The organism is Pseudoduganella aquatica (genome assembly GCF_020865585.1).
In the GTDB taxonomy this organism is placed as follows: Bacteria; Pseudomonadota; Gammaproteobacteria; order Burkholderiales; family Burkholderiaceae_D; genus Rugamonas; species Rugamonas aquatica_A.
In genome coordinates, this window is record NZ_CP086370.1 from 2,156,452 (window position 1) to 2,180,572 (window position 24,121).

The window sequence follows — 24,121 nt, forward strand, 5'->3', positions numbered from 1 at the left end:
CCAAAGAGCTATGCAACACCATCAATCAACGGAATAATAGAGGAATGACAATGAAAAACTCGCACACCAAAGCGATGTGGAAACTCGCGCCACTCGCCCTGCTGACCGCCAACGCCTTCGCGCAGGAGGGCGCCGCAGCCGCCGCCAGCGCCATGCCTGCCGCCGCCGCCGCCCCGATCGAAGCCGCCGCGCCAGCACGCAACGGCGAGATGGAAAAGATCATCGTCACGGCCACCCGCCGCAACACCTTTGTGCAGGAAACCCCGCTGGCGATCACCGCCTACAACCAGGACACGCTGGCCAACAACCAGGTAAAAGACCTGGCCTCGCTCACCACCATGGTGCCTAGCCTGGTGGTGGAGCAGCACGGCGACTCGGGCGGCGTGCACGTCTACATGCGCGGCGTGGGTTCCGCCAACCACACCGAGCTGGGCGACCCGGCCGTGGCCTTCTACATCGATGGCATCTACTCGCCGCGTCCGCAGGGCGCCACCGCGCTGATGTACGACCTGTCCCACGTCGAGGTGGCGCGCGGCCCGCAAGGCACGCTGAACGGCCGTAACTCCACCGCCGGCGCCGTCAACCTGGTGTCCGGCGCGCCCAGCACCGAGAAGGTGTTCGGCTCGGCCGGCATGACCATAGGCGACTACCACCGCCTGCAAACGCAAGCGATGATCAACATCCCGCTGGCCGACGACGTCGCCCTGCGCATCGCCGCCATCAAGGACAGCCATGACGGCACCGTGGACTTCCGCAAGGGCTCCAACGTGCTGCCCGGCGCGAAGAAATACGGCGCCGAAGACAAGATGGGCGCCCGCGCCTCGCTGATGTGGCGCTTCACCCCCGAGCTGAAAGCCACCGTCATTGCCGACTACTATAAAGACCAGGGCGCCGGCAACGTCTACCTGGCCGCCGAACCGGCTGCCGGCACCGAACTGCGCTCCGCGCTGATCGACAGCCCGGGCAACCTGGACCAGTCCATCACCACCTTCAAGGGCAAGCTCAATTACCATCCGAGCGACGCGCTGGACCTGACCTACCTGGGCAGCTGGAGCCGCTACAAGCGCGCCAACGTGAACGACGCCGACGCAGGCCTGTTCCCCGGCTTCAAATCCGAAAACCGCACCGAGTGGGCCAAGTTCGACAGCTACTCGCACGAGCTGCAAGCGCGCTCGGACAACGACGCGCCGTTCCAGTGGGTGGGCGGCCTGTTCCTGTTCGGCGAGAAGAATAAAGTGCGCTTCGACATCGACCGCAGCCAGATTTCGCAAGCCACCGTGCAGCAGGACATCGCCGCCGGCAACGTCATCTTCGTGCGTCCGACCGTGGGCCAGTACGCATCGGCCATGTCCTTTATCCAGGGCGACCGCCAGCTGAAATCCAAAGCCGTGTTCGCGCAGGGCAGCCTGCAAGTGAACGACGAACTGAAAGCCACCGTCGGCGCGCGCTACACCAAGGACCACAAGTTCGACATCGGCGGCCAGAACTGGGCCTGCCCGAACTGGCCCGCCAACGTCCCGCTGGGCACCACCGTGCTGACGCCGGACCAGATCAAGCAGCTGGTCACGCCGGGCACCGGCACCATCAACACCCACAACATCGGCCCTGGCGGCGTGGTGAGCGCAGCCACCTGCGGCAACACCTTCGGCGACAACACGGCGGACCTGAAATACGGCCAGGCCACCTGGCTGGGCCGCGTGGAATACAAGCTGCGTCCCGAGATCCTGCTGTACGGTTCGGTCACCACCGGCTTCCACTCGCCAGCCATCGGCGACGGCGGCGCCACCACCAAGCCGGAAAAACTGACCAGCTATGAGCTGGGCATGAAGTCCGACCTGCTGGACCGCCTGCTGACGCTGAACGTGGCCGCCTTCCACATGAAGTACAAGGACAAGCTGGAATCGCAAGTGGTGAACAGCGTGCTGGCCAACTTCAACGCCGCCGGCGCCACCGTGAACGGCGTGGAAGCGGAGTGGACCTGGCGTCCGACCAAGGTGGACCGCCTGACCGGCAACGCCACCTGGCTCGACGCCACCTACGACAGCTTCATGTCCTGCGACGTGGACGCGGCACGCGCCAAGGGCCTGTCCTGCGGCTCCACCGCGCCCAACGTGGACGTGGGCGGCAGCGTGATGAAACACGCGCCGAAGTTCGCCACCACGCTGCAGTACGAGCACGACTTCGCCACCAGCAAAGGCCTGTTCACGCCACGCATTTCGGCCCACTACGAAGGCCAGACCTTCGTCGGCGCAGGCGCCTTCAGCAACGACGTGCCCGGCCATCCGGGCGTGAAGAAGCAGAAAGCCTACTCCACGCTGGACCTGAGCCTGCGCTTCCAGCCGATGAACAAAGCCTACACGGCCGAGATCTTCGTGCAGAACGCAACCGACCGCGAAGTGAAGCTGGACGTGGTGGAGCTGTGCACCGACACCGGCATGCCATGCCAGCCTACCCAGCAGATCTACGGCGCGTTCTATAATGCTCCGCGCACTGTCGGTGCGCGCGTGTCGATGAAGTTCTAACCGACCCTGCAAGGCCGGGGTCAGTCCCGATGGGACTGACCCCAGGTTGTGCCGTGGGTTCAAAGGTGGCAACCATGAAGATCGAAAATATTCCCCAGCATTCCCTCGCATTCTTTGACGAAGATGGCGGCGGCGCGCGCTACGAGCGCCCCTGGCTGCTGGCCGACATCGGCGGCACCAACGCCCGCTTCGGCCTGCAGACGGCGGCCGGGCGCATCGACGCCATCTGGGTGGCCGAATGCGCGGCCTATCCCACGCTGGGCGCGGCCATCGTGCAATACCTGTCGCAGCCCGCCACGGTGGCTGCGGGCGGCTACCAGGCGCGCCAGGCCGGCATCGCCATCGCCAACCCCATAGACGGCGACGCGGTGCGCATGACCAACCACCACTGGTCGTTTTCCATTGAAGCGATCTGCTCCCAATTCAGCCTGACCTCGCTGCACGTCGTGAACGACTTTGCGGCACTGGCGCGCGCCGTGCCGTTCTTGTCGGCGCAGCACCGCGTGCAGGTCGGCGGCGGCGAGGCACGCGAGCGCGGCGTGATAGGCCTGGTCGGCGCAGGCACGGGCCTGGGCGTGTCCGGACTGGTCCCGGCGGGCAAGGAGTGGATAGCGCTGGACAGCGAAGGAGGGCACAGCACCTTCGCCGCCGTCAGCGAGCGCGAGATACATATCCTGCAGCGGGCCAGCGAGCGCTATGGCCACGTGTCGGCCGAGCGGCTGGTGTCCGGGCCGGGCATACGGCTGATATACGAAGTGCTGGCCGAGCGCGCAGGCGCGGCGCCGCAGGCGATACAGGGCATGGACACGCCGGCCATTATCGAGCGCGGCCTGCGCGGCGAATGCCTGGTGTGCGTGGAGACGCTGGAGACCTTCTGCGAGATGCTGGGCACCATCGCGGGCAACGTCGCCATTACACTGGGCGCGCGCGGCGGCATCTATATAGGCGGCGGCATCGTGCCGCGCCTGGGCGGATTCCTGGCGCGCTCGGGCTTCCGCGCACGCTTTGAGCACAAGGGACGCTTGAGCGGCTATATTTCGCAGATACCGACCTATGTCATCACGGCCGAGTATCCGGCGCTGATCGGCATGTCGGTGATACTGGCCGAGCTGGCGTAGCGCTGGCGGGTTACGCGCTTCACGCTAACCCGCCCTACGAGATGCAGTCGATGCGGGATGGCGCGTAGGGCGGGTTAGCGCGAGCGTAACCCGCCGGTGCCGCCGCTTGCCGGCTTGACGTCCGCGATTTCAATTTCGGCGCTGCCCTCGGCCAGCCGCACGGTCACACTGTCGCGCGCGTGCAGCTGCGACGGCGCGCGCACGATGGCACCGTCCTGTCCCGTCACAATGGCGTAGCCGCGTTCCAGCGTGCGCTGCGGATTCAACATCTCCAGCTGCGCCGCCAGCGCGTTGAGCGCGTCGCGCTTCTGCGCGTGTCCGTTGGCGATGCTGAGCGCCGCACGCCGCTGCAACCCCTCCACCTGCATCCTCAGCGCGCGCACATCCGGCCGCAGCGCCGACCAGCGCGACTGCAATTTATCGAAGCTCACCCGCGCATACGCCAGCGGCGCGCGGTTGGCGTGCGTCAGCGCCGTGGCGTGGGCCTGCAGCTTGCTGCGCTGCTGCGCGATCTGCGCCGTGGGGCTGAGCAGGCGGCGCGTATAGCCGTCCAGCGTCTGCGCCGCGTCGCCCAGTGCGCGCTGCATGGCGCGGCGCAAATCGTTGGCGTCGGCGCGCAGGGAGGCCAGCCAGTCCGCGCGCGGCGTGGCGGCCAGTTCGGCTGCGGCGGTGGGCGTGGCCGCGCGCAGGTCGGCGGCAAAATCGGCGATGGTGAAATCGGTCTCGTGGCCGATGCCGCAGATGACGGGCACATTGCTGTTGGCCACCGCATACGCCACCGCCTCGTCGTTGAAGGCCCACAAATCCTCGATGCTGCCCCCGCCCCGGCACACGATCAGCACCTCGCACTCGGCGCGCGCGGAGGCGGTGTTGATGGCCGCCGCGATCTGCTCCGGCGCCTGCTGCCCCTGCACCAGGGTGGGATAGAGCACCACGCGCACATGGGGGGCGCGCCGCTTCAGGGCCGTCAGCACGTCGCGCAGGGCGGCGCCGGTGGGGCTGGTGACCACGCCCACGGTGCGCGCAAACAGCGGCACGGCGCGCTTGCGGTCCTGGTCGAACAGGCCGGCGGCGCCCAGGCGCTCCTTCATGCGCAGGAAAGCCTCGAACAGCGCGCCCACGCCGGCGCGGCGTATCGCTTCCACATTGATCTGGTAGTCGCCGCGCGGGCCGTACAGCGTGACCAGCGCCCGCACTTCGACCTTGTCGCCCTCGCGCGGCACGAAGCCCGCGTACTGCGCCCGGCCGCGGAACATCACGGCCCGCACCTGGGCCGCATCGTCCTTCAAGGTGAAATACCAATGTCCCGAACTGGCACGGGTGAAATTGGAAATTTCGCCGGATATCCACGTCAGTGGAAAACTGCGCTCCAGCAGCCGGCTGACGGCCTGGTTGAGCGCGCTGACGCTGATGACGTCTGCTTGCGGCTTGTTGCTATCGTCTGGAAGGAAGGTGTTCATCGTTCAGGAAAGGGAAACTGTCCACAAAATCACGCGGAGGTCATGCTTATGTCATACATCACTTTTTAAGGCAAGTCTTTTTCGTAAATGATTGATTTTAAAAGGTAAACAACCATGCCGCATTAGCGGGCAATGGCAGAAAGTCCTTATGGATCAAGCACTTTGCAGCAGGGGCGGGTGGTTACGCACAAAGTTATCCACAAAAAATGTGAGGAACTTTTTGGTATCAAAAGGGCTTTGCTGTGAACAAGTACGCCTGTGCTAAAAATTTACGCATAGAAATATTTACTTTATAAATCAAGTACTTAATGCCTTGCCCGGGCGCTTGCTCACAATTTTATCCACAGAAGATGTGCAGAACTCCACTTGGATACCAGTGGCCGGCGTTGCAGACCAATCGGCAGCGGGCGCCCGGAAGCGCTGTCTAAAATTTAATCAGATAAACTAAAGCGTGTTGAATCAATGAGATAGCATGTGATTTTCGGCCTTGCGCACAATCTTATCCACATAATATGTGCAGAAGTGCACAGTTGTACACGTGCGTAGCAGAAAGTAACCGGCGGTGGCCGAGTGTGGCTCGCTGCCTGTTTTTTAATCTTTGGTGTTTTATCCTTATAAATCATGGGCTTAACATGCAATCTTTGACCTTGCGCACAATTTTGTCCACAGTTTTTGTGCAGAATGAAGAAGTTGTTCAAAAACGGCTGAGGAAAGCCGGGTTTTCATATCAAGAACCATACAAAAGCGGGCTATTTTCGTCATATGCGAAATTTTTGCGCACGGCAAAAAAGTGCTTATGAATCAAAGACTTTGCTGTCCATCAATGTCATTGCTAACAATCTTATCAACAGAATATGGGGAGAAGTGTGGACAGTCGTTTCCGCGCGGCCGGCTTGGAGACTGCAATATTTTTACGCATGGCAAGTTTTCCCTTATGGATCAAGGGCTTGATGCGAAGTGGGATGCCTTGCTAACAATCTTGTCCACAGAAAATGTGCAGAATGGAGAATAAGTCCGAGAATGGCGTGGCACTTGCCGATCAGGCCCCAACAAGATACATTGCGCGTCTAGGCATTCCTGCCTGCGCAGCCCCCCAACACAGGAGTTCGTTTTGCTCGCCATTATCCAAGCAGCAGGCTGGCCCATCTGGCCTTTGTTGATCGCCTCCATCGTCGCCACCGCCCTCATTATTGAACGCCTGCTGTTCCTGCGCCGCGCCAAGATTATTCCGCGCCAGCTGCTGGACGAAGTGGTGGGCGTCTACCGCAGCGGCAACATCACGCCGGACGTGATCCAGAAACTGGAACAAAGCTCGCCGCTGGGCGTGGTGCTGTCGGCCGCGCTGCGCAATATCGAGTCGCCGCGCGAAGTGATGAAGGAAACCATAGAAGAAGCCGGCAGCGGCGTGGCCCACATGCTGGACCGCTTCCTGACCACGCTGGGCACGATCGCCACGCTGGCCCCGCTGATGGGCTTGTTCGGCACGGTGGTCGGCATGATCGAGATTTTCGGCGCGCAGAACGCCACCGGCACCAACCCGGCGCAGCTGGCGCACGGCATCTCGGTGGCGCTGTACAACACCGGCTTCGGCCTGGCCATCGCCATGCCCACGCTGGTGTTCTACCGCCACTTCCGCGCGCTGGTGGACAGCTTCATCATCGAGATGGAGCAGCAGGCGATTAAATTTGTCGACGTGGTCCACTGCTCGCGGAAGACCTGACCATGGGCATGAACTTCCGCCGCGGCCAGCACCGCGAAGACCCGGAGATCAACCTGATCCCGTTCATCGACGTGCTGCTGGTGATACTGATCTTCCTGATGGTGACGACCACGTACAGCAAGTTCACCGAGCTGCAGATCACGCTGCCGACGGCCGAGGCCGAGAAGGCGCACGAGCGGCCCAACGAAATCAACGTAACGGTGGACGCCAAGGGCAACTACACGGTGAACAACGTGCCGGTGTCGTTCCAGAACGTGGCGGGGTTGGCCGAATCGCTGAAAAGCGCGGCCAAGGACGCCAAATCGCCGGTGGTCATCATCAACGCCGACCAGTTCGCGATGCACCAGATGGTCATCAACGTGATGGAAGCAGCGCGCCTGGCCGGCTACGACAAGCTCACCTTCGCCGCCCAGACCGGCACCGCCAAATAAGAAACCTCCCAACGATTCAGCCCATTCCTACAAGCAGCCTGAGCCGCATTCACCCCACTTCGGGGTCAGACCCCGAAGTGGGGTGAATGCGGCTCAGTTCGTTGGGGTGGGGGCTGCTAATAAAGTTCTAATGTCTAAAACTTCCTCGCTTGAATTGACGCTGACGCGCAATTGGCTGCGCAAGGGGCCGCTTGCGTGTGCGCTGTGGCCGCTGTCGCTGCTGTTTGGTGCGTTATCCGGCTTGCGTGGGGCGCTGTTCCGCTTGGGCGTGCTGAAGTCGGAGCGGCTGCCGGTGCCGGTGGTGGTGGTGGGGAATATCTTTATCGGCGGCACGGGCAAGACGCCGCTGACCATTTGGCTGGTGCAGGCTCTGCAGCAGGCGGGTTTTACGCCGGGCGTGATTTCGCGCGGCTTCGGCAGCAAGGACGGCGCGCCGCGCCTGGTGGGGCCGCGTTCGACGCCGCAGGAGGTGGGCGATGAGCCGCTGCTGATCGCCATGCGCACCGGCTGCCCGGTGATGGTGGGCCGCGACCGCGCCGCAGCGGGCAGGGCGCTGCTGGCCTTGAATCCTGCCGTGGATGTGCTGGTGGCGGATGACGGCCTGCAGCATTACAAGCTGCAGCGCGATGTGGAAATCGTGCTCTTCGATGGGCGCGGCGTGGGCAATGGCTGGCTGCTGCCGGCCGGGCCGCTGCGCGAGCCGCCTTCGCGCCGGCGCGATTTCACCGTCGTCAATACGCCCGCGCTGACCGCCGAGCTGGCCGACAGCGTGGCGCCGCTGTCCAGCATGGCCCAGCGCGCCCTGGGCCGCGCGGCGGCCACCGGCCAGGCCTCCGTGCCGGTGCAGATGGTGCTGGCGGGCGATATCGCCGAGCGCCTGGCCGACCGCAGCGAGCGCGTGCCGCTGGCCGAACTGGCGCGGCGCCCGCTGCGCATCGCGGCGGCGGCCGGCATCGGCAATCCGGCGCGCTTTTTCGGCATGCTGCGCGCCGCCGGACTGGACGTCATCGAGCTGCCTTTGCCCGACCATCATGATTTCCTCGACCACCCCTTCGACGGCCTGGATGCGGATCTCATCCTGATGACCGAGAAGGATGCAGTAAAATGTGCCCAAATTGAAGAACTGAGGGACGACCCGCGCTTGTGGGTGGTTCCGGTGACAGCGCGCATCGATGCCGCGCTGGCCGAATACATTGTGGAGAAATGTCGTGGATGCTCGTCTGCTTGATATCCTGGTCTGCCCCGTTTGCAAGGGCCCGCTGGAGTACGATAAAAAAGCCCAGGAAATGATTTGCCGCGGCGACCGCCTGGCCTACCCGATCCGCGATGGCATCCCCATCATGTGGGCCGATGAGGCCCGTACCCTGCAGGATGCGGTGGAATAAGGACGGAACCGTGAGCTTTGTCGTCATTATCCCGGCGCGCCTGGCGTCCACCCGCCTGCCGAACAAGCCGCTGGCCGACCTGGGCGGCAAGCCCATGGTGGTGCGCGTGGCCGAGCGGGCCGCGCAGGCCGGCGCGGCCCGCATCATCGTCGCCACCGACCATGAGGACATCCGCGCCGCCTGCGAGCAGCACGGCGTGGAGGTGTGCATGACGCGCGCCGACCATCCTTCCGGCACCGACCGCATCGCCGAGGTGGCGCGCGCGCTGGACCTGGCGCCGGATGCGGTGGTGGTCAATCTGCAGGGCGACGAGCCGCTGATCGATCCCGCGCTGCTGGCCGCCGCCGCCGCCCGCATCGGCGCCGATGTGCCCATGTCGACCTGCGCCCACCCGCTGCACGAGGCGGCGGACGCGTTTAACCCGAATGTGGTGAAGGTGGTGCTGGACAAGGCCGGCCGCGCCCTGTACTTCTCGCGCGCCACCATCCCGTGGCATCGCGACGCATTCGCCAAGGACAAGAGCGTGCTGCCGGGCGCGGACTCGGCTTACGTGCCGCTGCGCCATATCGGCCTGTACGCCTACCGCAACGATTTCCTGCAGGCCTATCCGCAGCTGGCGGTGTCGCCGCTGGAGTCCATCGAGGCCCTGGAGCAGTTGCGCGTGCTGTGGCACGGCTATCCGATCGCGGTGCATGTGACCGACGCGGCCCCCGCCGCCGGGGTCGATACGCCGGAAGACCTGGAGCGCGTGCGCCGCCATTACGCCGCCTGATCCGCCCCGGCCGCCGGGCCGCGAGGCGGATTGCCCACGCTTTTTTCTTTTCCTTGACTCTTTCGTGTTTTTGGCATGCCAAATCGTCCACAAACTGGCGTCAGGCGGGCGTTTTGTGGTAAGTTTCGTGACGAAGGTAGACGAAGCGTCAGCATTTCCAACCATACCACCAGATTCTTATAATCGTTTTAGGACTTTTCATGCGTCTCATTCTGTTAGGAGCACCCGGAGCCGGCAAGGGCACCCAAGCGAATTTCATCAAGGAAAAATACAACATTCCTCAGATCTCCACCGGCGACATGCTGCGCGCGGCCATCAAGGCCGGCACGGAAATGGGCCTGGCTGCGAAAAAGGTCATGGACGCTGGCCAACTGGTATCGGATGACATCATCATCGGCCTGGTGAAAGAGCGCCTGAAAGAGGCCGACTGCGCCAACGGCTACCTGTTCGACGGCTTCCCGCGCACCATCGCGCAGGCTGACGCCATGAAGGACGCCGGCGTGAAAGTGGACTACGTGCTGGAAATCTCGGTGCCGGACGCTTCCATCATCGAGCGCATGGACGGCCGCCGCTGCCACCCTGGCTCGGGCCGCGTGTACCACGTGAAATTCAATCCGCCTAAAGTCGAAGGCAAGGACGATGTCACCGGCGAAGACCTGGTGCAGCGCGACGACGACAAGGCCGAGACCGTGAAGAAGCGCCTGGATGTGTACCACAACCAGACCGAGGTTCTGCTGGGCTACTACAACACCTGGGCACAGTCCGGTGACAGCGTCGCGCCGAAGTACCGCAAGATCGAAGGCGTGGGCGCCGTGGAAGAAATCCGCGACCGCGCGTTCGCCGCCCTGTCGAACTAAGCTTGCCCCACCCCGCAGTACCCCTCCGCAGGCGGACCCATCGGTCCGCCTCGTCGTTTCCGCCCCTCCCCAAGCTCTTCAACAAGTTGTTCCAAAGTACAACAGACGGTACGCCTGCGCGCTACTACACTAGACGTGGGGATTCCGTACATCATATGGAGGCAAAAAATGAATATGAGAGACTGGAGCATAGGCCGCCGGCTGGCCTTGGGTTTCACGGTGCTGCTGGCGGGGCTGATCTTCAATACCGGCTTCGGCATCTACCGCCTGCAGGGCAGCGCCGACGCCACCCGCGCCATGATGGAAGTGCCGCTGGCCAAGGAGCGATTGATCTCCGAGTGGTACCGCATCGTCTACGCCGGCATACGCCGCACCACCGCCATCGCCAAGAGCAGCGATACCTCGCTGGCCCCTTTCTTTGCGCAGGACATCGCCGCCTCCACCAAGCGGGCGCAGGATCTGATCAAGCAGATCGAGGCCCTGGCCACGGACGAAGATAAAAAGCTGATGGCCGAGCTGGTCGTGTTCCGCAAGAGTTATGTGGATTCGCGCGACGGCATCAACAAGGCCAAGTCGGCCGGGAATATGGAGGAGGCCGCCAAGCTGCTGGAGAATGTCTACCAGCCCGCCGCCAAGGGCTACGAGGCCATGCTGCAAAAGATGCTTGAGCACCAGAACAAGCAGATCGACGACGCAGCACGCGACATCGACGCGGTTACCGCGCAAAGCCGCAATTTGCAGCTGGTGCTGGCGGCGCTGACGGCGGTGTTCAGCGTGGCGTTTGCCTGGTGGCTGTCGACCGGTATTACGCGGCCGATGCGGCAGGCGGTGGACCTGGCCCGCCGCGTGGCCGATGGCGACCTGACCGGCGAGCCGGGCGGCGGCAACGCGCAGGGCAGCGGCCATGCCAAGGATGAAACCGGCCAGCTGCTGCTGGCGCTGGAGGACATGCACCACGGCCTGGTGCGCATCGTGAGCCAGGTGCGCACCGGCACCGACGCCATCACGGCGGCGTCCGGCGAGATCGCCAGCGGCAACCTGGACCTGTCTTCGCGCACCGAGCAGCAGGCCAGCTCGCTGGAGGAGACCGCGTCCTCGATGGAGGAGCTGACGTCGACCGTGCGCCAGAACGCGGACAATGCGCGCGAGGCCAACCAGATGGCCATGGCGGCGTCGGACGTGGCCCGCAAGGGCGGCGAGGCGGTCTCGGACGTGGTGGGCACGATGCAGTCGATCGACGAGTCTTCGCGCAAGATCGTCGATATTATCGGCGTGATCGACGGCATAGCGTTCCAGACCAATATCCTGGCGCTGAACGCGGCGGTGGAGGCGGCGCGCGCGGGCGAGCAGGGCAGGGGCTTTGCGGTGGTGGCGTCCGAGGTGCGCAACCTGGCGCAGCGTTCGGCCGCGGCGGCGCGCGACATCAAGACCCTGATCGGCGATTCGGTCGACAAGGTCGGCGCCGGCACCCGCCAGGTGGCGCAGGCCGGCGCAACGATGCAGGAGGTTGTGGCCAGCATTGAGCGCGTTACCGTCATCATGGGCGACATTACCCATGCCAGCCAGGAGCAGAGCGCGGGCATCGACCAGGTGAACGGCGCCATCACGGAAATGGACAACGCCACCCAGCAGAACGCCGCGCTGGTGGAGCAGGCCGCCGCCGCCGCCCAGTCCATGCAGGACCAGGCCAGCGAGCTGGCGCTGGCGGTCAGCGTGTTCAAGCTGGACGGCATGGCGCACGGCGCCGCGCCTGCCTCCGCTGCGCGCAAGCCGGCGGCCCGGCCGGTGGTCAAGGCCGCCGCTAAGCCAGCCGCCAAGCCCGCCGCGCAGCTGGTCCGTCCTGCCCCGGCGGCCAAGGCCGGCCCCGCGCGCAAGCCCGCCCCTGCCGCCGCCGGCGACGATTGGGAGGAGTTCTGACCGGGCGTTCACAAAATCCCCACATTGGAGAAAAATCAATTCACGTGTGAATTGCTTAATTTTCCACGTTTGCTGTAGACTCGATATCAACTTCTGTTTTAGCCCGCCAACAACCGGCGGGCGCGTCAGCGCAGTACGCAGTTCGTAAGGCTGTAGTGATCGAGCTTGATAACAAACGAAGGGGACAATATGACAGCAAGCCTTTGGTTCGCGGTAGCCTGCGGCGTGATCGCCGTGGTGTATGGTTTATGGGCGCGCAGCTGGATTTTGCGGCAGGATGCCGGCAACGCGCGCATGCAGGAAATCGCAACGGCGATCCAGGAGGGCGCCGCCGCCTACCTGGGCAGGCAATACAAGACCATCGCCATGGTCGGCATCGTACTGCTGATCGCCATCGGCGTGTTGCTGGACGTGAAAACCGCGCTCGGCTTTCTGATCGGCGCGGTGCTGTCCGGCGCCTGCGGCTTCATCGGCATGAACGTGTCCGTGCGCGCCAATGTGCGCACCGCGCAGGCCGCCACCAAGGGCATGAACGAAGCGCTCGACGTCGCCTTCCGGGGCGGCGCCATCACCGGCATGCTGGTGGTGGGCCTGGGCCTGCTGGGCGTGGTGCTGTTCTACGCGCTGCTGACCGGCCTGGCCTCCAACGGCTACCCCAATCCCACGCTGACCCCGCACGACGTGATCAAGCCGCTGATCGGCCTGGCCTTCGGCGCTTCGCTGATTTCCATCTTCGCCCGCCTGGGCGGGGGCATCTTCACCAAGGGCGCGGACGTGGGCGCCGACCTGGTGGGCAAGGTCGAAGCCGGCATCCCCGAGGATGACCCGCGCAACCCGGCCGTGATCGCCGACAACGTGGGCGACAACGTCGGCGACTGCGCCGGCATGGCGGCCGACCTGTTCGAAACCTATGTGGTGACCCTGATCGCCACCATGCTGCTGGGCGCGCTGATGATCGTCAATGCGCCGACCCAGGCCATCGTCTATCCGCTGCTGCTGGGCGCGGTGTCCATCCTCGCGTCCATCGTCGGCTGCTCCATGGTCAAGGCCAAGCCGGGCAAGAAGATCATGTCGGCGCTGTACACCGGGCTGTGGTGGGCGGCGGGCCTGTCGCTGGTGGGCTTTGCCGCCGTCACCTGGCAGGTATGGCCGGACGACGCCATGCGCTACAAGATGATGGGCTCGACCGTGGTCGGCATCGTGCTGACCGGGCTCATGGTCTACATCACCGAGTACTACACCGGCACCGACTTCCATCCGGTGCGCCACATCGCCGAGGCTTCCACCACCGGGCACGGCACCAACATCATCGCCGGGCTGGGCGTGTCCATGAAATCCACCGCCTATCCGGTGCTGGCCGTGTGCGCGGCCATCCTGGTGTCCTACCAGCTGTCCGGCCTGTACGGCATCGCCATTGCCGCCACCGCCATGCTGTCGATGGCGGGCATTATCGTGGCGCTGGACGCCTATGGCCCGATCACCGACAACGCCGGCGGCATCGCCGAAATGTCCGGCATGCCGGATTCGGTGCGCGCCATTACCGATCCGCTGGACGCGGTGGGCAACACCACCAAGGCCGTCACCAAGGGCTACGCCATCGGCTCGGCCGGCCTGGCTGCGCTGGTGCTGTTCGCCGACTACACGCACGCGCTGGAATCGGTGGGCAAGAGCATCACCTTCGACCTGTCCAATCCCATGGTGATCGTGGGCCTGATCATCGGCGGCCTGATACCGTACCTGTTCGGCGCCATGGCGATGGAGGCGGTGGGCCGCGCGGCGGGCGCCGTGGTGGTGGAGGTGCGGCGCCAGTTCCGCGACATCAAGGGCATCATGGACGGCACCGGCAAGCCGGAATACCACAAGGCGGTGGACATGCTGACCGCGTCGGCCATCAAGGAGATGATCGTGCCGTCGCTGCTGCCGGTGCTGGTGCCGGTGCTGGTGGGCATGCTGCTGGGTTCGGCGGCGTTGGGCGGGCTGCTGATGGGCACCATCATCACCGGCCTGTTCGTGGCCATTTCCATGACCACCGGCGGCGGCGCCTGGGACAACGCCAAGAAATACATCGAGGACGGCAATTTCGGCGGCAAGGGCTCGGACGCGCACAAGGCGGCCGTCACCGGCGACACCGTGGGCGATCCGTACAAGGATACGGCGGGGCCGGCGGTCAATCCGCTGATCAAGATCATCAACATCGTGGCGCTGCTGCTGGTGCCGCTGCTGCCTGCGTCGGGCTGGCTGTCGGTCACGCCGCAAGCGGCACACGCACCGCCAGCGCTGGTGGCGCCCGCGCCGGTACGGTAAGCGTAGGGCGGGTTAGGCCGAGGCGCAGCCTTGGCCGTAACCCGCAGGAGCCGCCGGAGCCGCCGCGCCGGCGGGTTACGCGGTTCCCGCTAACCCGCCCTACGGCCTGCGGCGTCCGGTGCCCGGTCCCTGGTCCGCGCGCCAAGGCGGGCCGGGCGGCGGTATCATGTCCTGTCGCCGCGCTGCGGGAGGATGCCATGAAGACCGTGTTTGCCGCATTGCTGGCCTGCCAGCTCATTTCCCCGGCCGCCGATGCCCGGCAGCCCGCCGCGCCGCTGCCGCGCGTGGTGCCGGATGCCTCGGGCGGCGAAGCGGCCGCCGAAGCCTTCCGCAAGCTGCCAGTCTGCTCGCTCGCCCCCGGCGGCAAGAAGCTGCTGCTCGAGCCTTGCCGCCCCGCGCCTTACCGCAACTTCGCCCAGCGCCGCCATGCGGAGCAAGCCGCGCCGCAACCCCGGCTGGCTCCGCCGCCATCTTCCCAGCCGCTGCCGCAGCTTTCGCGTCCGCCGGCCACCGCTTATGTTCCCGCCCCGGCGGCTCCCGCGCCATCCTCCATCCGCCCCCTGGGCACGTGCGACGCCGCCGGCTGCCGCGACGCCAGCGGCACCCGCTACCAGGGCACCGGCCCGGTGGTGCTGGACCCGTCCGGCCGTCCCTGCCGCACGGATGGCCACTGGGTGCAGTGTTGAGCTACAATTGGCATTTACGCTTACGTAAACGTAAAGTATGGTTTTCGCAAAACAACCGGATAGGGGAAGACATGCAAATCAAGGACAACGTATTCATCATCACCGGCGGCGCGTCGGGCCTGGGCGCCTCGACTGCGCGCATGATCGTGGACGCGGGCGGCAAGGTGGTGCTGGCCGATGTGCAGGCCGAAGCCGGCCAGGCGCTGGCTGCCGAATTGAAGGGCGTGTTCGTCAAGTGCGACGTCACGTCGGAAGCGGACGGCAAGGCCGTGGTGGAAGCAGCCGCCGCGCTGGGCACGCTGCGCGGCCTCATCAACTGCGCCGGCGTGGCGCCGGCCGTGAAAACCGTGGGCAAGGACGGCCCGCATCCGCTGGACGTGTTCCAGCGCACCGTGAACATCAACCTGGTGGGCACCTTCAATATGTGCCGCCTGGCGGCGGACGCCATGGGCAAGACCGAAGCGGCCGAGCACGGCGAGCGCGGCATCATCATCAACACCGCCTCCGTGGCGGCCTATGACGGCCAGATCGGCCAGGCGGCCTATGGCGCCTCCAAGGCCGCCGTGGTGGGCCTGACGCTGCCCATGGCGCGCGACCTGTCGCGCAGCGGCATCCGCGTGATGACCATCGCCCCCGGCATCTTCGAAACCCCCATGCTGCTGGGCATGCCGGCCGAAGTGCAGGACGCGCTGGGCAAGATGGTGCCGTTCCCGCCGCGCCTGGGCAAGCCGTCCGAATACGCCATGCTGGCCAAGTCGATTATCGAAAACGTGATGCTGAACGGCGAAACCATCCGCCTGGACGGTGCTATCAGGATGCAACCGAAATAAACTTGCTGTAGGATGCGAAAGTCATCGGGCGCGCAGCCTTGGTTGCGCGCCCGATTTATTTTTGGAGCTTACATGATCAAGTTGCACGCGCTGGCATTGGCCGCACTGTTGGCCGCACAATCGGCATCCACCGCTTACGCCCAGGACAGCGCCCAGCGCGCGCCTGAAATCGCCACCGGCTACACCGAGAAAACCGGCGTCGTCGCCGAAAAATACATGGTGGCCTCGGCCAACCCGCACGCCTCCGCGGCGGGCTACGAGATGCTCAAGCAGGGCGGCAGCGCGATCGACGCGGCCATCGCCACCCAGCTGGTGCTCACGCTGGTCGAGCCGCAGTCGTCTGGCATAGGCGGCGGCGCCTTCGTGATGCACTTCGACGGCAAGCGCGTGCAGGCTTATGACGGCCGCGAAACCGCGCCTTCGGCCGCGACCGAAAAACTGTTCCAGGACGCGAACGGCAAGCCGCTCTCGCGTGAAGCGGGCGTGGTGGGCGGCCGCTCCACCGGCGCGCCCGGCGTGCTGCGCATGCTGGAGCTGGCGCACAAGGAGCACGGCAAGCTGCCGTGGGCCACGCTGTTCGGCCCCGCCATCAAGCTGGCGGAAAACGGCTTTGCCGTCAGCCCTCGCCTGAACGGCCTGCTGACCTGGGACAAATACATCTCCCGCGACCCGGTGGCCGCCGCCTATTTCTACGGCCCGGACAAGAAGCCCTGGCCGGTGGGCCACGTGCTGAAGAACCCCGAGCTGGCGCGCACCCTGCGCGAAGTGGCCAAGGGCGGCGCGGACGCGTTCTACAAGGGCCGCATCGCCGGCGACATCGCCGCCAAGGTGGCGTCGCACCCGAGCAATCCCGGCCTGCTGACGGCGGCCGACATAGCCGCCTACCAGGCCAAGCGGCGCGACCCTGTGTGCTCCGACTATAAAACCTGGACCGTGTGCGGCATGCCGCCGCCGTCTTCCGGCGGCATCGCCATCGCGCAGATGCTGGGCGTGCTCGAGACCAAGGGCATGGAGCGCTACGCGCCGGTGAACGGCCAGCTGGGCGTGGAAGCCATCCACCTGTTCTCGGAAGCGGGCCGCCTGGCCTACGCCGACCGCGCCCGCTATGTGGCCGACACCGACTTCGTGCCGCTGCCCGGCAAGGGCGCGGCGGCGCTGCTGGACAAGCACTACCTGCAGCAGCGCGCCTCCCTGATCGGCGAGCGCTCCATGGGCAGTGCGCGCTTCGGCGTGCCGGACTCCGTGAACGTGGCCTGGGGCGCGGACAACGCCATCGAAAGCCCGGCCACCTCCCACCTGTCGGTGGCGGACGCCTACGGCAACGTGATCTCCATGACCACCTCGGTGGAAGACGCATTCGGCTCGCGCCAGATGGTGGACGGCTTCATCCTGAACAACCAGCTGACCGACTTCTCCTTCGATTCGGTGGACGAGAACGGCCCCATCGCCAACCGCGTCCAGCCGGGCAAGCGCCCGCGCAGCGCCATGTCGCCCACGCTGGTGTTCGACAAGGCCACCGGCAAGCTGGTGCTGTCGACCGGTTCGCCGGGCGGCTCGGCCATCATCAACTACGTGGCCAAGGTGCTGGTCGGCACGCTGGACTGGAAGCTGGACGTGCAGCAGGCCATCAGCCTGCCCAATTTCGGCAGCCGCAACGGCCCCACCGAGCTGGAAGCGGCGCGCGTGGCGCCGGCCGTGGTGGACGCGCTCAAGGCGCGCGGCCACGAAGTGCGCCAGTACGAGCAGAACTCCGGCCTGCAGGGCATCATGCGCGTCACGCGCAACGGCAAGGAAGTGTGGTTCGGCGGCGCCGATCCGCGCCGCGAGGGCGTTGTGCGCGGCGACTGACCCTGCTACTCTTGTCAGATGGGAATGAAAAAGAAAACAGGTCTGGTCCTCTCCGGCGGCGGCGCGCGCGCCGCCTACCAGGTGGGTGTGCTGCAAGCGATTAACGAGATCCTGTGGGAAGAAGGCTGGCCGCCTTCGCGCAATCCGTTCAACATCATCTGCGGCACATCGGCCGGCGCCATCAACGCCACGGCGCTGGCCTGCCGCGCCGACAATTTCAGCGAGGGCGTGCAGAAGCTGCTCGACGTCTGGCAGAACTTCTCGGTGGAGCAGGTCTACCGCGCCGACTCGCTGGGCGTGATCCGCTCCGGCGCGCGCTGGCTGTCACTGCTGTCCTTCGGCTGGCTGCTGCGCAAGTGGCGCGCCGCGCCGCCGCGCTCCCTGCTCGACAACACCCCGCTGGTCAGCCTGCTGCACCGCATGCTGGACCTGCCGCGCCTGGACACGGTGCTGCAGGAGGGCCTGCTGCACGCGCTGGCCGTCACCGCCTCGTCCTACACCGGCGGCCAGCACGTCACCTTTTTCCAGACCGCCGCCGAGATCGCGCCCTGGGTGCGCACCCAGCGCATCGCCATGCAGGACCAGATCGGCGTGGAGCACTTGCTGGCTTCGTCGGCCATCCCCTTCATTTTCCCGGCCACGCCGCTCTACCTGGGCGGCCAGCACGAATACTGCGGCGACGGCTCCATGCGCCAGCTGGCGCCCATCTCGCCGGCCATCCACCTGGGCGCCGACAAGGTGCTGGTGATCGGCGCGGGGCGCCTGTCCGAGCCGGTGCAGCAGCGCAGCGAGACCGCGCGCTACCCCAGCCTGGCGCAGATCGCCGGCCATGCGCTGTCCTCGATTTTCCTCGACAGCCTGGCGGTGGACATCGAACGCCTGGAGCGCATCAACAAGACCTTGTCGCTGCTGCCGCCGGAGTACCTGTCGCAAACACCGCTCAAGCCGGTCGAGCTGCTGGTGATCGCGCCGTCCGAGCGGCTGGACGATATCGCCAGCCGCCACATCGGCAGCCTGCCCGCGCCGATACGCACCATGCTGTCGGGCATAGGCGCCACCGAAACGCGCGGTTCCTCGCTCGCCTCCTACCTGCTGTTTGAATCGACGTACACCTGCGAGCTGATACGCCTGGGGCAGCGCGATACGCATGCGCGCAAGGCCGACGTGCTGGCCTTCTTCAATAGCTAGGACCTGCCTGTGCTGCTTGCGCTGCCTGTCCGCCGTGTTCTCTGCCTCGCAGCCATGCTGGCATGCGGCCTGCTGCCGCCGGCGCAGGGCGCCGCGCCGCCGCGCACGCTGCGCTTCGAGCAGCTGGACGTGCAGGACGGCCTGGCGCAGGAGTCGGTGCTGGCGGTGGCCCAGGACCAACAGGGCTTCATGTGGTTCGGCAGCCAGGCCGGCTTGAGCCGCTACGACGGCGCGCGCATCCTGACCTACCGCAACGCCGTGTCCGACCCGCGCAGCCTGGCCGACAACTGGGTGCGCGTGCTGCACGTGGACCGCGCCGGCCGCATGTGGATAGGCACCGACGGGGGGCTGGACCGCTACGAGCCGCTCACGCAAAGCTTCACGCATTTCCCGCCCAGCGAGCCGGCCAAGCGCGGCAACGGCAACCGCCACGTGCGCGCCATCGTCGACGACGGCAGCGGCGGGCTGTGGATAGGCACCTCGGACGGCCTGCAGCACTTCGATCCGGCCACCGGCCGCTACACCTACTGGCACCACGACGCCGAGCTGCCGGGCAGCCTGGGCAGCGACCAGGTGAACGCGCTGGCGCGCGACGCCGCCGGCCGGCTGTGGGTGGGCACGGCGGCGGGCCTGGACCTGCTGGAACCCGGCGCGCAGGCCTTCCGCCACTTCAAGGTGGAGGCGGCGCCGGACACGCGCTTCGAGGCCGTGCTGTCGCTGTTCGCGGACAAGAACCATGTGCTGTGGATAGGCACCATGGCCGGCATCGAGCAATGGAAGCTGGCCAAGGGCGCCGAGGCGCCGCAGCGCCGCCGCCTGAGCGAGAAGCAGGGCCTGAAGCCGGGCGTGGTGACGGTGATCTACCAGGACGTCGAAGGCACGCTGTGGGCCGGCAGCCAGACCGAGGGCCTGTTCCGCTGGCGCCCTGCCGAGGACCGCTTCGTGCAGTACCGGCACCAGGTCTCCGACCCGCACAGCCTGGCGGACAACTACGTCTCGGCGCTGTTCCGCGACCGCCTGGGCACCATGTGGGTGGGCACCTGGTACAGCGGCGTGAGCCGGGTGGACCTGGGCAGCGGCGGCTTTGCGCGCCTGGTGCACGACGCCGAGCGTCCGCGCTCGCTGAGCGACAACAAGGTGCGCGCCATCGTCGACGCCGGCGGCGGCAAGCTCTGGCTGGGCAACAACGACGGCCTCACCCTGTACGACCCGATCAGCGGCGAGGGCCAGGTGTTCCGCGACCCGGCGCCCGACTTTGCCGACGTGCGCGACCCGCAGGTGATCTCGCTGTGGAAGGAGAAGAACGGCAGCACGCTGTGGGTGGGCGGGCGCAACGGCCTGCGCCGCTTCGACACGGCCACGCGCCGCTACCAGCGCGTGCGCGCCTGGCACAGCGATCCCGACGGCGACAACGTGCGCAACATCGTGGGCGACCGCGGCGGCGTGTTGTGGGTGGCCACGCGCGGCGGCCTGCACCGCTACGATCCGAAGACCGGCGCCAGCCACACCTACCGCCACGACCCGGCCGACAGCAACAGCCTGGCCGACAACGTGGTGCGCCCCATCCTGGAGGACAGGCGCGGCGCGCTGTGGGTGGGCACCTTCAACGGCCTGGACCTGCTGGACCGCCAGAGCGGCCGCTTCCGCCACTTCCACCACGATCCCAAGGATCCCGCCTCCCTCAGCCATGACGAGGTGCACTACCTGTTCGAGGACAAGCAGGGCGTGATCTGGGTCGGCACGGCGGCGGGCCTGAACCGCATGGAGCAGGCCGCCGACGGCACGGTGCGGTTCAAACGCTACCAGCGCAAGGACGGCCTGGCCGACGACGCCATCGCCGGCATACTGGACGACGAGCAGGGCCACCTGTGGCTGAGCACCAATACCGGCATCACGCGCTTGTCCGTGCCGGGCGGCGAGGTGCGCAACTACGCCGGCGCCGACGGCACCATCGAGGGCGCCTACTTCGACGGCGCAGCGCTGCGCACGCCCGACGGCACCATGTATTTCGGCGGCTTCAACGGCGTGACCGCTTTCGCGCCGGGCGAGATCCGCGAGAACAGCGTGGCGCCCACGGTGGCCATTACCGATTTCCAGATCTTCAACAAGTCGGTCAAGGCCGGCCAGGACGGCGAACGCAGCGTGCTCAAAAGCGCCATCGAGCACACCGCCGCGCTCACGCTGCGCGAGGAGGACTCGGTGTTCTCGCTGGAGTTCGCCGCGCTGCACTACGCCGCGCCGCAGCGCAACCGTTACGCCTACCAGCTGCAGGGCTTCGACCACGACTGGGTGGTGACCGACGCCGGCAAGCGCTTCGCCACCTACACCAACCTCGATCCGGGCCGCTACGTGTTCCGCGTGAAGGCCGCCAACAAGGACGGCATCTGGAACGACAACGCGGCCACGCTGGAGATCACCATCCTGCCGCCGCTGTGGAAGACCTGGTGGTTCCGCGGCGGCATGGCGCTGCTGCTGCTGGGCAGCGCCTACGGCGTGTACCGCGTGCGCATGCGCCAACTGCGCGGCCAGAAGACCCGCCTGGAGCAGCAGGTGGGCCTGCGCACGGCCGAGGTGGAGCTGAAGAACCAGCTGCTGCAGCAGCAGAAGATGGAGCTGGAAAAGCGCCGCCTGGAAGCGGAGGCGCAGCGCGCCGAGGCCGAGCAGCGCCACATGGACGCCGAACGCCAGCGCCAGGAAGTGGAGCTGCAGAAGGAGGCGGTGGAGCAGGCGCACCGCAATATTTCGGTGCTGAGCGAGATCGGGCGCGAAATGAGCGCCACGCTGGACATCGAGAAAGCCATGCGCACGCTGTACCGCCACGTGCGCCACCTGATGGACGCGCACATGTTCGGCATCGGCTTCTACCGCGAGGAGGAGGGCGTGCTGGAGTTCCCGTTCTCGATGGAGCGCGGCGTGCGCAGCCTGCCATACAGCCGCAAGGTGGACGACCCGGACCAGCTTGCCGTGTGGTGCTTGCAGCACCGGCACGACATCTTCATCAACGACTTCTTCGCCGAATACAGCCGCTACATGGGGCCGGCCGGCCTGGAAAAGCTCAAGCCGGTGCTGCTGGCCGACGGCAGCGAGCCCGATTACGCGCAGTCCATGCTGTACACGCCGCTGATCGTGAACGACCGCGTGGTGGGCGTGCTGTCGGTGCAGAGCAAGGAAACCCACGCCTACCGCCAGGTGCACCTGGACATGCTGCAAACGCTGGCCGCGCACGCCGCCGTGAGCCTGGACAACGCGCTGGCCTACCAGCGCCTGGAGGAAACGCTGCAGGAACTGCGCGAGACGCAGGTGGAGCTGATGCAGCAGCAGGCCAAGGTGAGGCTGCACACCGAGGAGCTGGCGCTGGCCAACCGCGCCTTGCAGGACAACGAGGAGCGCCTGCGCTACGCCAAGCGGAAGGCGGAAGACGCCACGCGCCAGAAGTCCGAGTTCCTGGCCAATATGAGCCACGAGATGCGCACCCCGCTGGCCGGCGTGATCGGCATGCAGGGCTTTGCGTTGCGCGACGCCACGCTGCAGGACGTGACGCGCGAGCAGATCGAACGGGCACAGGTCAACGCGCAGGCGCTGCTGGGCATCATCAACGACCTGCTGGACTTCTCCAAGATCGAAGCGGGCAAGCTGAGTATCGAAAATATCGACTTCGCGCTGGCCGGCATGGTGCAGAACGTGGCCGCGCTGTTCGACGAGCAGGCCGCCGCCTACAGCGTGGGCTTCTCGGTGGAGCTGGACGAGAACCTGCCGGTGTACGTGCTGGGCGACCCGACCCGCTTGCGCCAGGTGCTGGTCAACCTGGTGGGCAACGCCTTCAAGTTCACCCAGCGCGGCGAGGTGCGCCTGCGCGTGGAGCGCTTGCCCGCGCCGCAGCCGGCGCCGGCGCGCCCGGGCGACAACCTGATCCGCTTCACGGTGGAGGACACCGGCATCGGCATCCCGGCCGACGCCATGCCACGCCTGTTCCAGAAGTTCGAGCAGGCCGACACCACCACCACGCGCCGCTACGGCGGCACCGGCCTCGGGCTGGCCATCTGCCGCCAGCTGGTGGAGCTGATGGGCGGCGAGATCCGCGTGGCCAGCACGCCGGGCGTGGGCAGCGTGTTCACTTTCGAGCTGCCGCTGGCAGACGGCGTGGCGCCGCCCACCGTGGTGCATATGCCGCGCGAGCCGCACAGCCACCAGCTCAAGGTGCTGTGCGCCGAGGACTATCCCACCAACCAGATCATTATCCGCATGATGCTGGAGGAGCTGGGCCACAAGGTGGACGTGGCGGCCAACGGCCTGCTGGCGGTGGCCGCCTGCGCGCGCACCCGCTACGACCTGATACTGATGGACGGCCGCATGCCGGAGATGGACGGCCCCACCGCCACCCGTTTGATACGCGAGGGCGGCCCGGACGGCGCGCCGGTGCGCGACCAGGAACTGATGATCATCGCGCTCACCGCCAACGCCAGCGAGGAAGACCGCAGCCGCTACCTGGCGGCCGGCATGGACGACTTCCTGACCAAGCCTATCGACGAAGCGGCGCTGCACTATCAGCTGAGCCGCGCCATCGAGCGCCAGCTGCAGCGCGGCATCGTGCTGCAGCGCATGGGGCCGCGCGCGCCCAGCATCGATGAACTGGACGCCATGTTCGGCGTGCCGTCCGCGCCGGTCGCGCCGTCCGTCGCAGCCGCCGTGCACGGCCCGCGCGGGCATGACGACGATCCCTTGAAGGCGCGCCTGCGCGCCGCCTTCCTGGCCGACCTGCCTGCGCGCCTGGCCGACCTGGACGAGGCCATCGTCCACGGCGACAGCGACGGCGCGGCGCGCCTGTTCCACGGCATGAAGGGCAGCGCGGCCTACCTGGACGAACCGGAACTGCGCGACCTGTGCGGCGAACTGGAAGAACGCGCCGACCGCGCCGCGTGGGAGGAAATCGCCTTGCGCATGCCGCAGCTGCGGGTTCTGCTGGCGGCGACGGCCGGCATGGACGGCATGGCTCAAGCGGACTGACAGCGAACGGCTTATCGGTTATATTGACGTTAGTGCCACAGAACGGCGACAACTGACTGACAGCGCGTATCTGCAAAGG

General features: G+C 66.3%; 16 protein-coding genes. 15 read left to right on the plus strand and 1 reads right to left on the minus strand.

What is annotated here, in order from left to right; genetic code table 11:
- Window positions 1-50: 50 nt before the first annotated feature.
- Both KT882_RS09485 and KT882_RS09490 read left to right on the plus strand, forming a co-directional pair.
- Window positions 51-2,522, plus strand: coding sequence for a TonB-dependent receptor (locus KT882_RS09485; protein ID WP_228895488.1), 2,472 nt, complete (start codon window positions 51-53; stop codon window positions 2,520-2,522).
- Between the two features lie 74 nt (window positions 2,523-2,596).
- Window positions 2,597-3,640: a glucokinase gene (locus KT882_RS09490; protein WP_228895490.1), complete on the plus strand. Its 1,044-nt coding sequence runs from the start codon at window positions 2,597-2,599 to the stop codon at window positions 3,638-3,640.
- 74 nt (window positions 3,641-3,714) lie between these two features.
- On the opposite strand, the gene xseA is transcribed toward KT882_RS09490, so the two are convergent.
- Window positions 3,715-5,100, minus strand: coding sequence for an exodeoxyribonuclease VII large subunit (xseA, locus tag KT882_RS09495; protein ID WP_228895492.1), 1,386 nt, complete (start codon window positions 5,098-5,100; stop codon window positions 3,715-3,717).
- A 1,111-nt stretch (window positions 5,101-6,211) separates the two neighbouring features.
- Here xseA and KT882_RS09500 point away from each other — a divergent pair.
- The 13 genes from KT882_RS09500 to KT882_RS09560 all read left to right on the plus strand — a co-directional run bounded on the left by KT882_RS09500 (window position 6,212) and on the right by KT882_RS09560 (window position 24,042).
- Window positions 6,212-6,820: a MotA/TolQ/ExbB proton channel family protein gene (locus KT882_RS09500; protein ID WP_161071782.1), complete on the plus strand. Its 609-nt coding sequence runs from the start codon at window positions 6,212-6,214 to the stop codon at window positions 6,818-6,820.
- A gap of 8 nt (window positions 6,821-6,828) precedes the next feature.
- On the plus strand, window positions 6,829-7,251 hold the full coding sequence (locus KT882_RS09505; RefSeq protein WP_161071783.1) for an ExbD/TolR family protein: 423 nt from the start codon (window positions 6,829-6,831) through the stop codon (window positions 7,249-7,251).
- 130 nt (window positions 7,252-7,381) lie between these two features.
- Window positions 7,382-8,479: a tetraacyldisaccharide 4'-kinase gene (gene lpxK, locus KT882_RS09510; RefSeq protein ID WP_228895494.1), complete on the plus strand. Its 1,098-nt coding sequence runs from the start codon at window positions 7,382-7,384 to the stop codon at window positions 8,477-8,479.
- Window positions 8,460-8,636: a Trm112 family protein gene (locus KT882_RS09515; protein WP_082219489.1), complete on the plus strand. Its 177-nt coding sequence runs from the start codon at window positions 8,460-8,462 to the stop codon at window positions 8,634-8,636. Before lpxK ends, KT882_RS09515 begins: the two co-directional genes overlap by 20 nt.
- A gap of 10 nt (window positions 8,637-8,646) precedes the next feature.
- Window positions 8,647-9,408, plus strand: coding sequence for a 3-deoxy-manno-octulosonate cytidylyltransferase (gene kdsB, locus KT882_RS09520; RefSeq protein WP_161071785.1), 762 nt, complete (start codon window positions 8,647-8,649; stop codon window positions 9,406-9,408).
- A gap of 200 nt (window positions 9,409-9,608) precedes the next feature.
- A complete protein-coding gene (gene adk / locus KT882_RS09525) occupies window positions 9,609-10,265 on the plus strand; it encodes an adenylate kinase (protein WP_161071786.1) in 657 nt (218 codons plus the stop codon).
- A gap of 168 nt (window positions 10,266-10,433) precedes the next feature.
- Entirely contained in the window at window positions 10,434-12,182 is a 1,749-nt protein-coding gene (locus tag KT882_RS09530) for a methyl-accepting chemotaxis protein (protein WP_228895496.1), read from the plus strand.
- A gap of 189 nt (window positions 12,183-12,371) precedes the next feature.
- Window positions 12,372-14,486: a sodium-translocating pyrophosphatase gene (locus KT882_RS09535; protein ID WP_228895498.1), complete on the plus strand. Its 2,115-nt coding sequence runs from the start codon at window positions 12,372-12,374 to the stop codon at window positions 14,484-14,486.
- Window positions 14,487-14,683: 197 nt separating this feature from the next.
- Complete coding sequence (locus KT882_RS09540; RefSeq protein WP_228895500.1) at window positions 14,684-15,172, plus strand: hypothetical protein; 489 nt, start codon at window positions 14,684-14,686, stop codon at window positions 15,170-15,172.
- Window positions 15,173-15,243: 71 nt separating this feature from the next.
- Entirely contained in the window at window positions 15,244-16,002 is a 759-nt protein-coding gene (locus KT882_RS09545) for a 3-hydroxyacyl-CoA dehydrogenase (RefSeq protein ID WP_161071790.1), read from the plus strand.
- A 72-nt stretch (window positions 16,003-16,074) separates the two neighbouring features.
- Complete coding sequence (gene ggt / locus KT882_RS09550; protein WP_228895502.1) at window positions 16,075-17,850, plus strand: gamma-glutamyltransferase; 1,776 nt, start codon at window positions 16,075-16,077, stop codon at window positions 17,848-17,850.
- 18 nt (window positions 17,851-17,868) lie between these two features.
- A complete protein-coding gene (locus KT882_RS09555; RefSeq protein ID WP_161071792.1) occupies window positions 17,869-19,038 on the plus strand; it encodes a patatin-like phospholipase family protein in 1,170 nt (389 codons plus the stop codon).
- A gap of 54 nt (window positions 19,039-19,092) precedes the next feature.
- Window positions 19,093-24,042, plus strand: coding sequence for a two-component regulator propeller domain-containing protein (locus tag KT882_RS09560; protein WP_228895504.1), 4,950 nt, complete (start codon window positions 19,093-19,095; stop codon window positions 24,040-24,042).
- The last annotated feature ends 79 nt before the right edge of the window (window positions 24,043-24,121 follow it).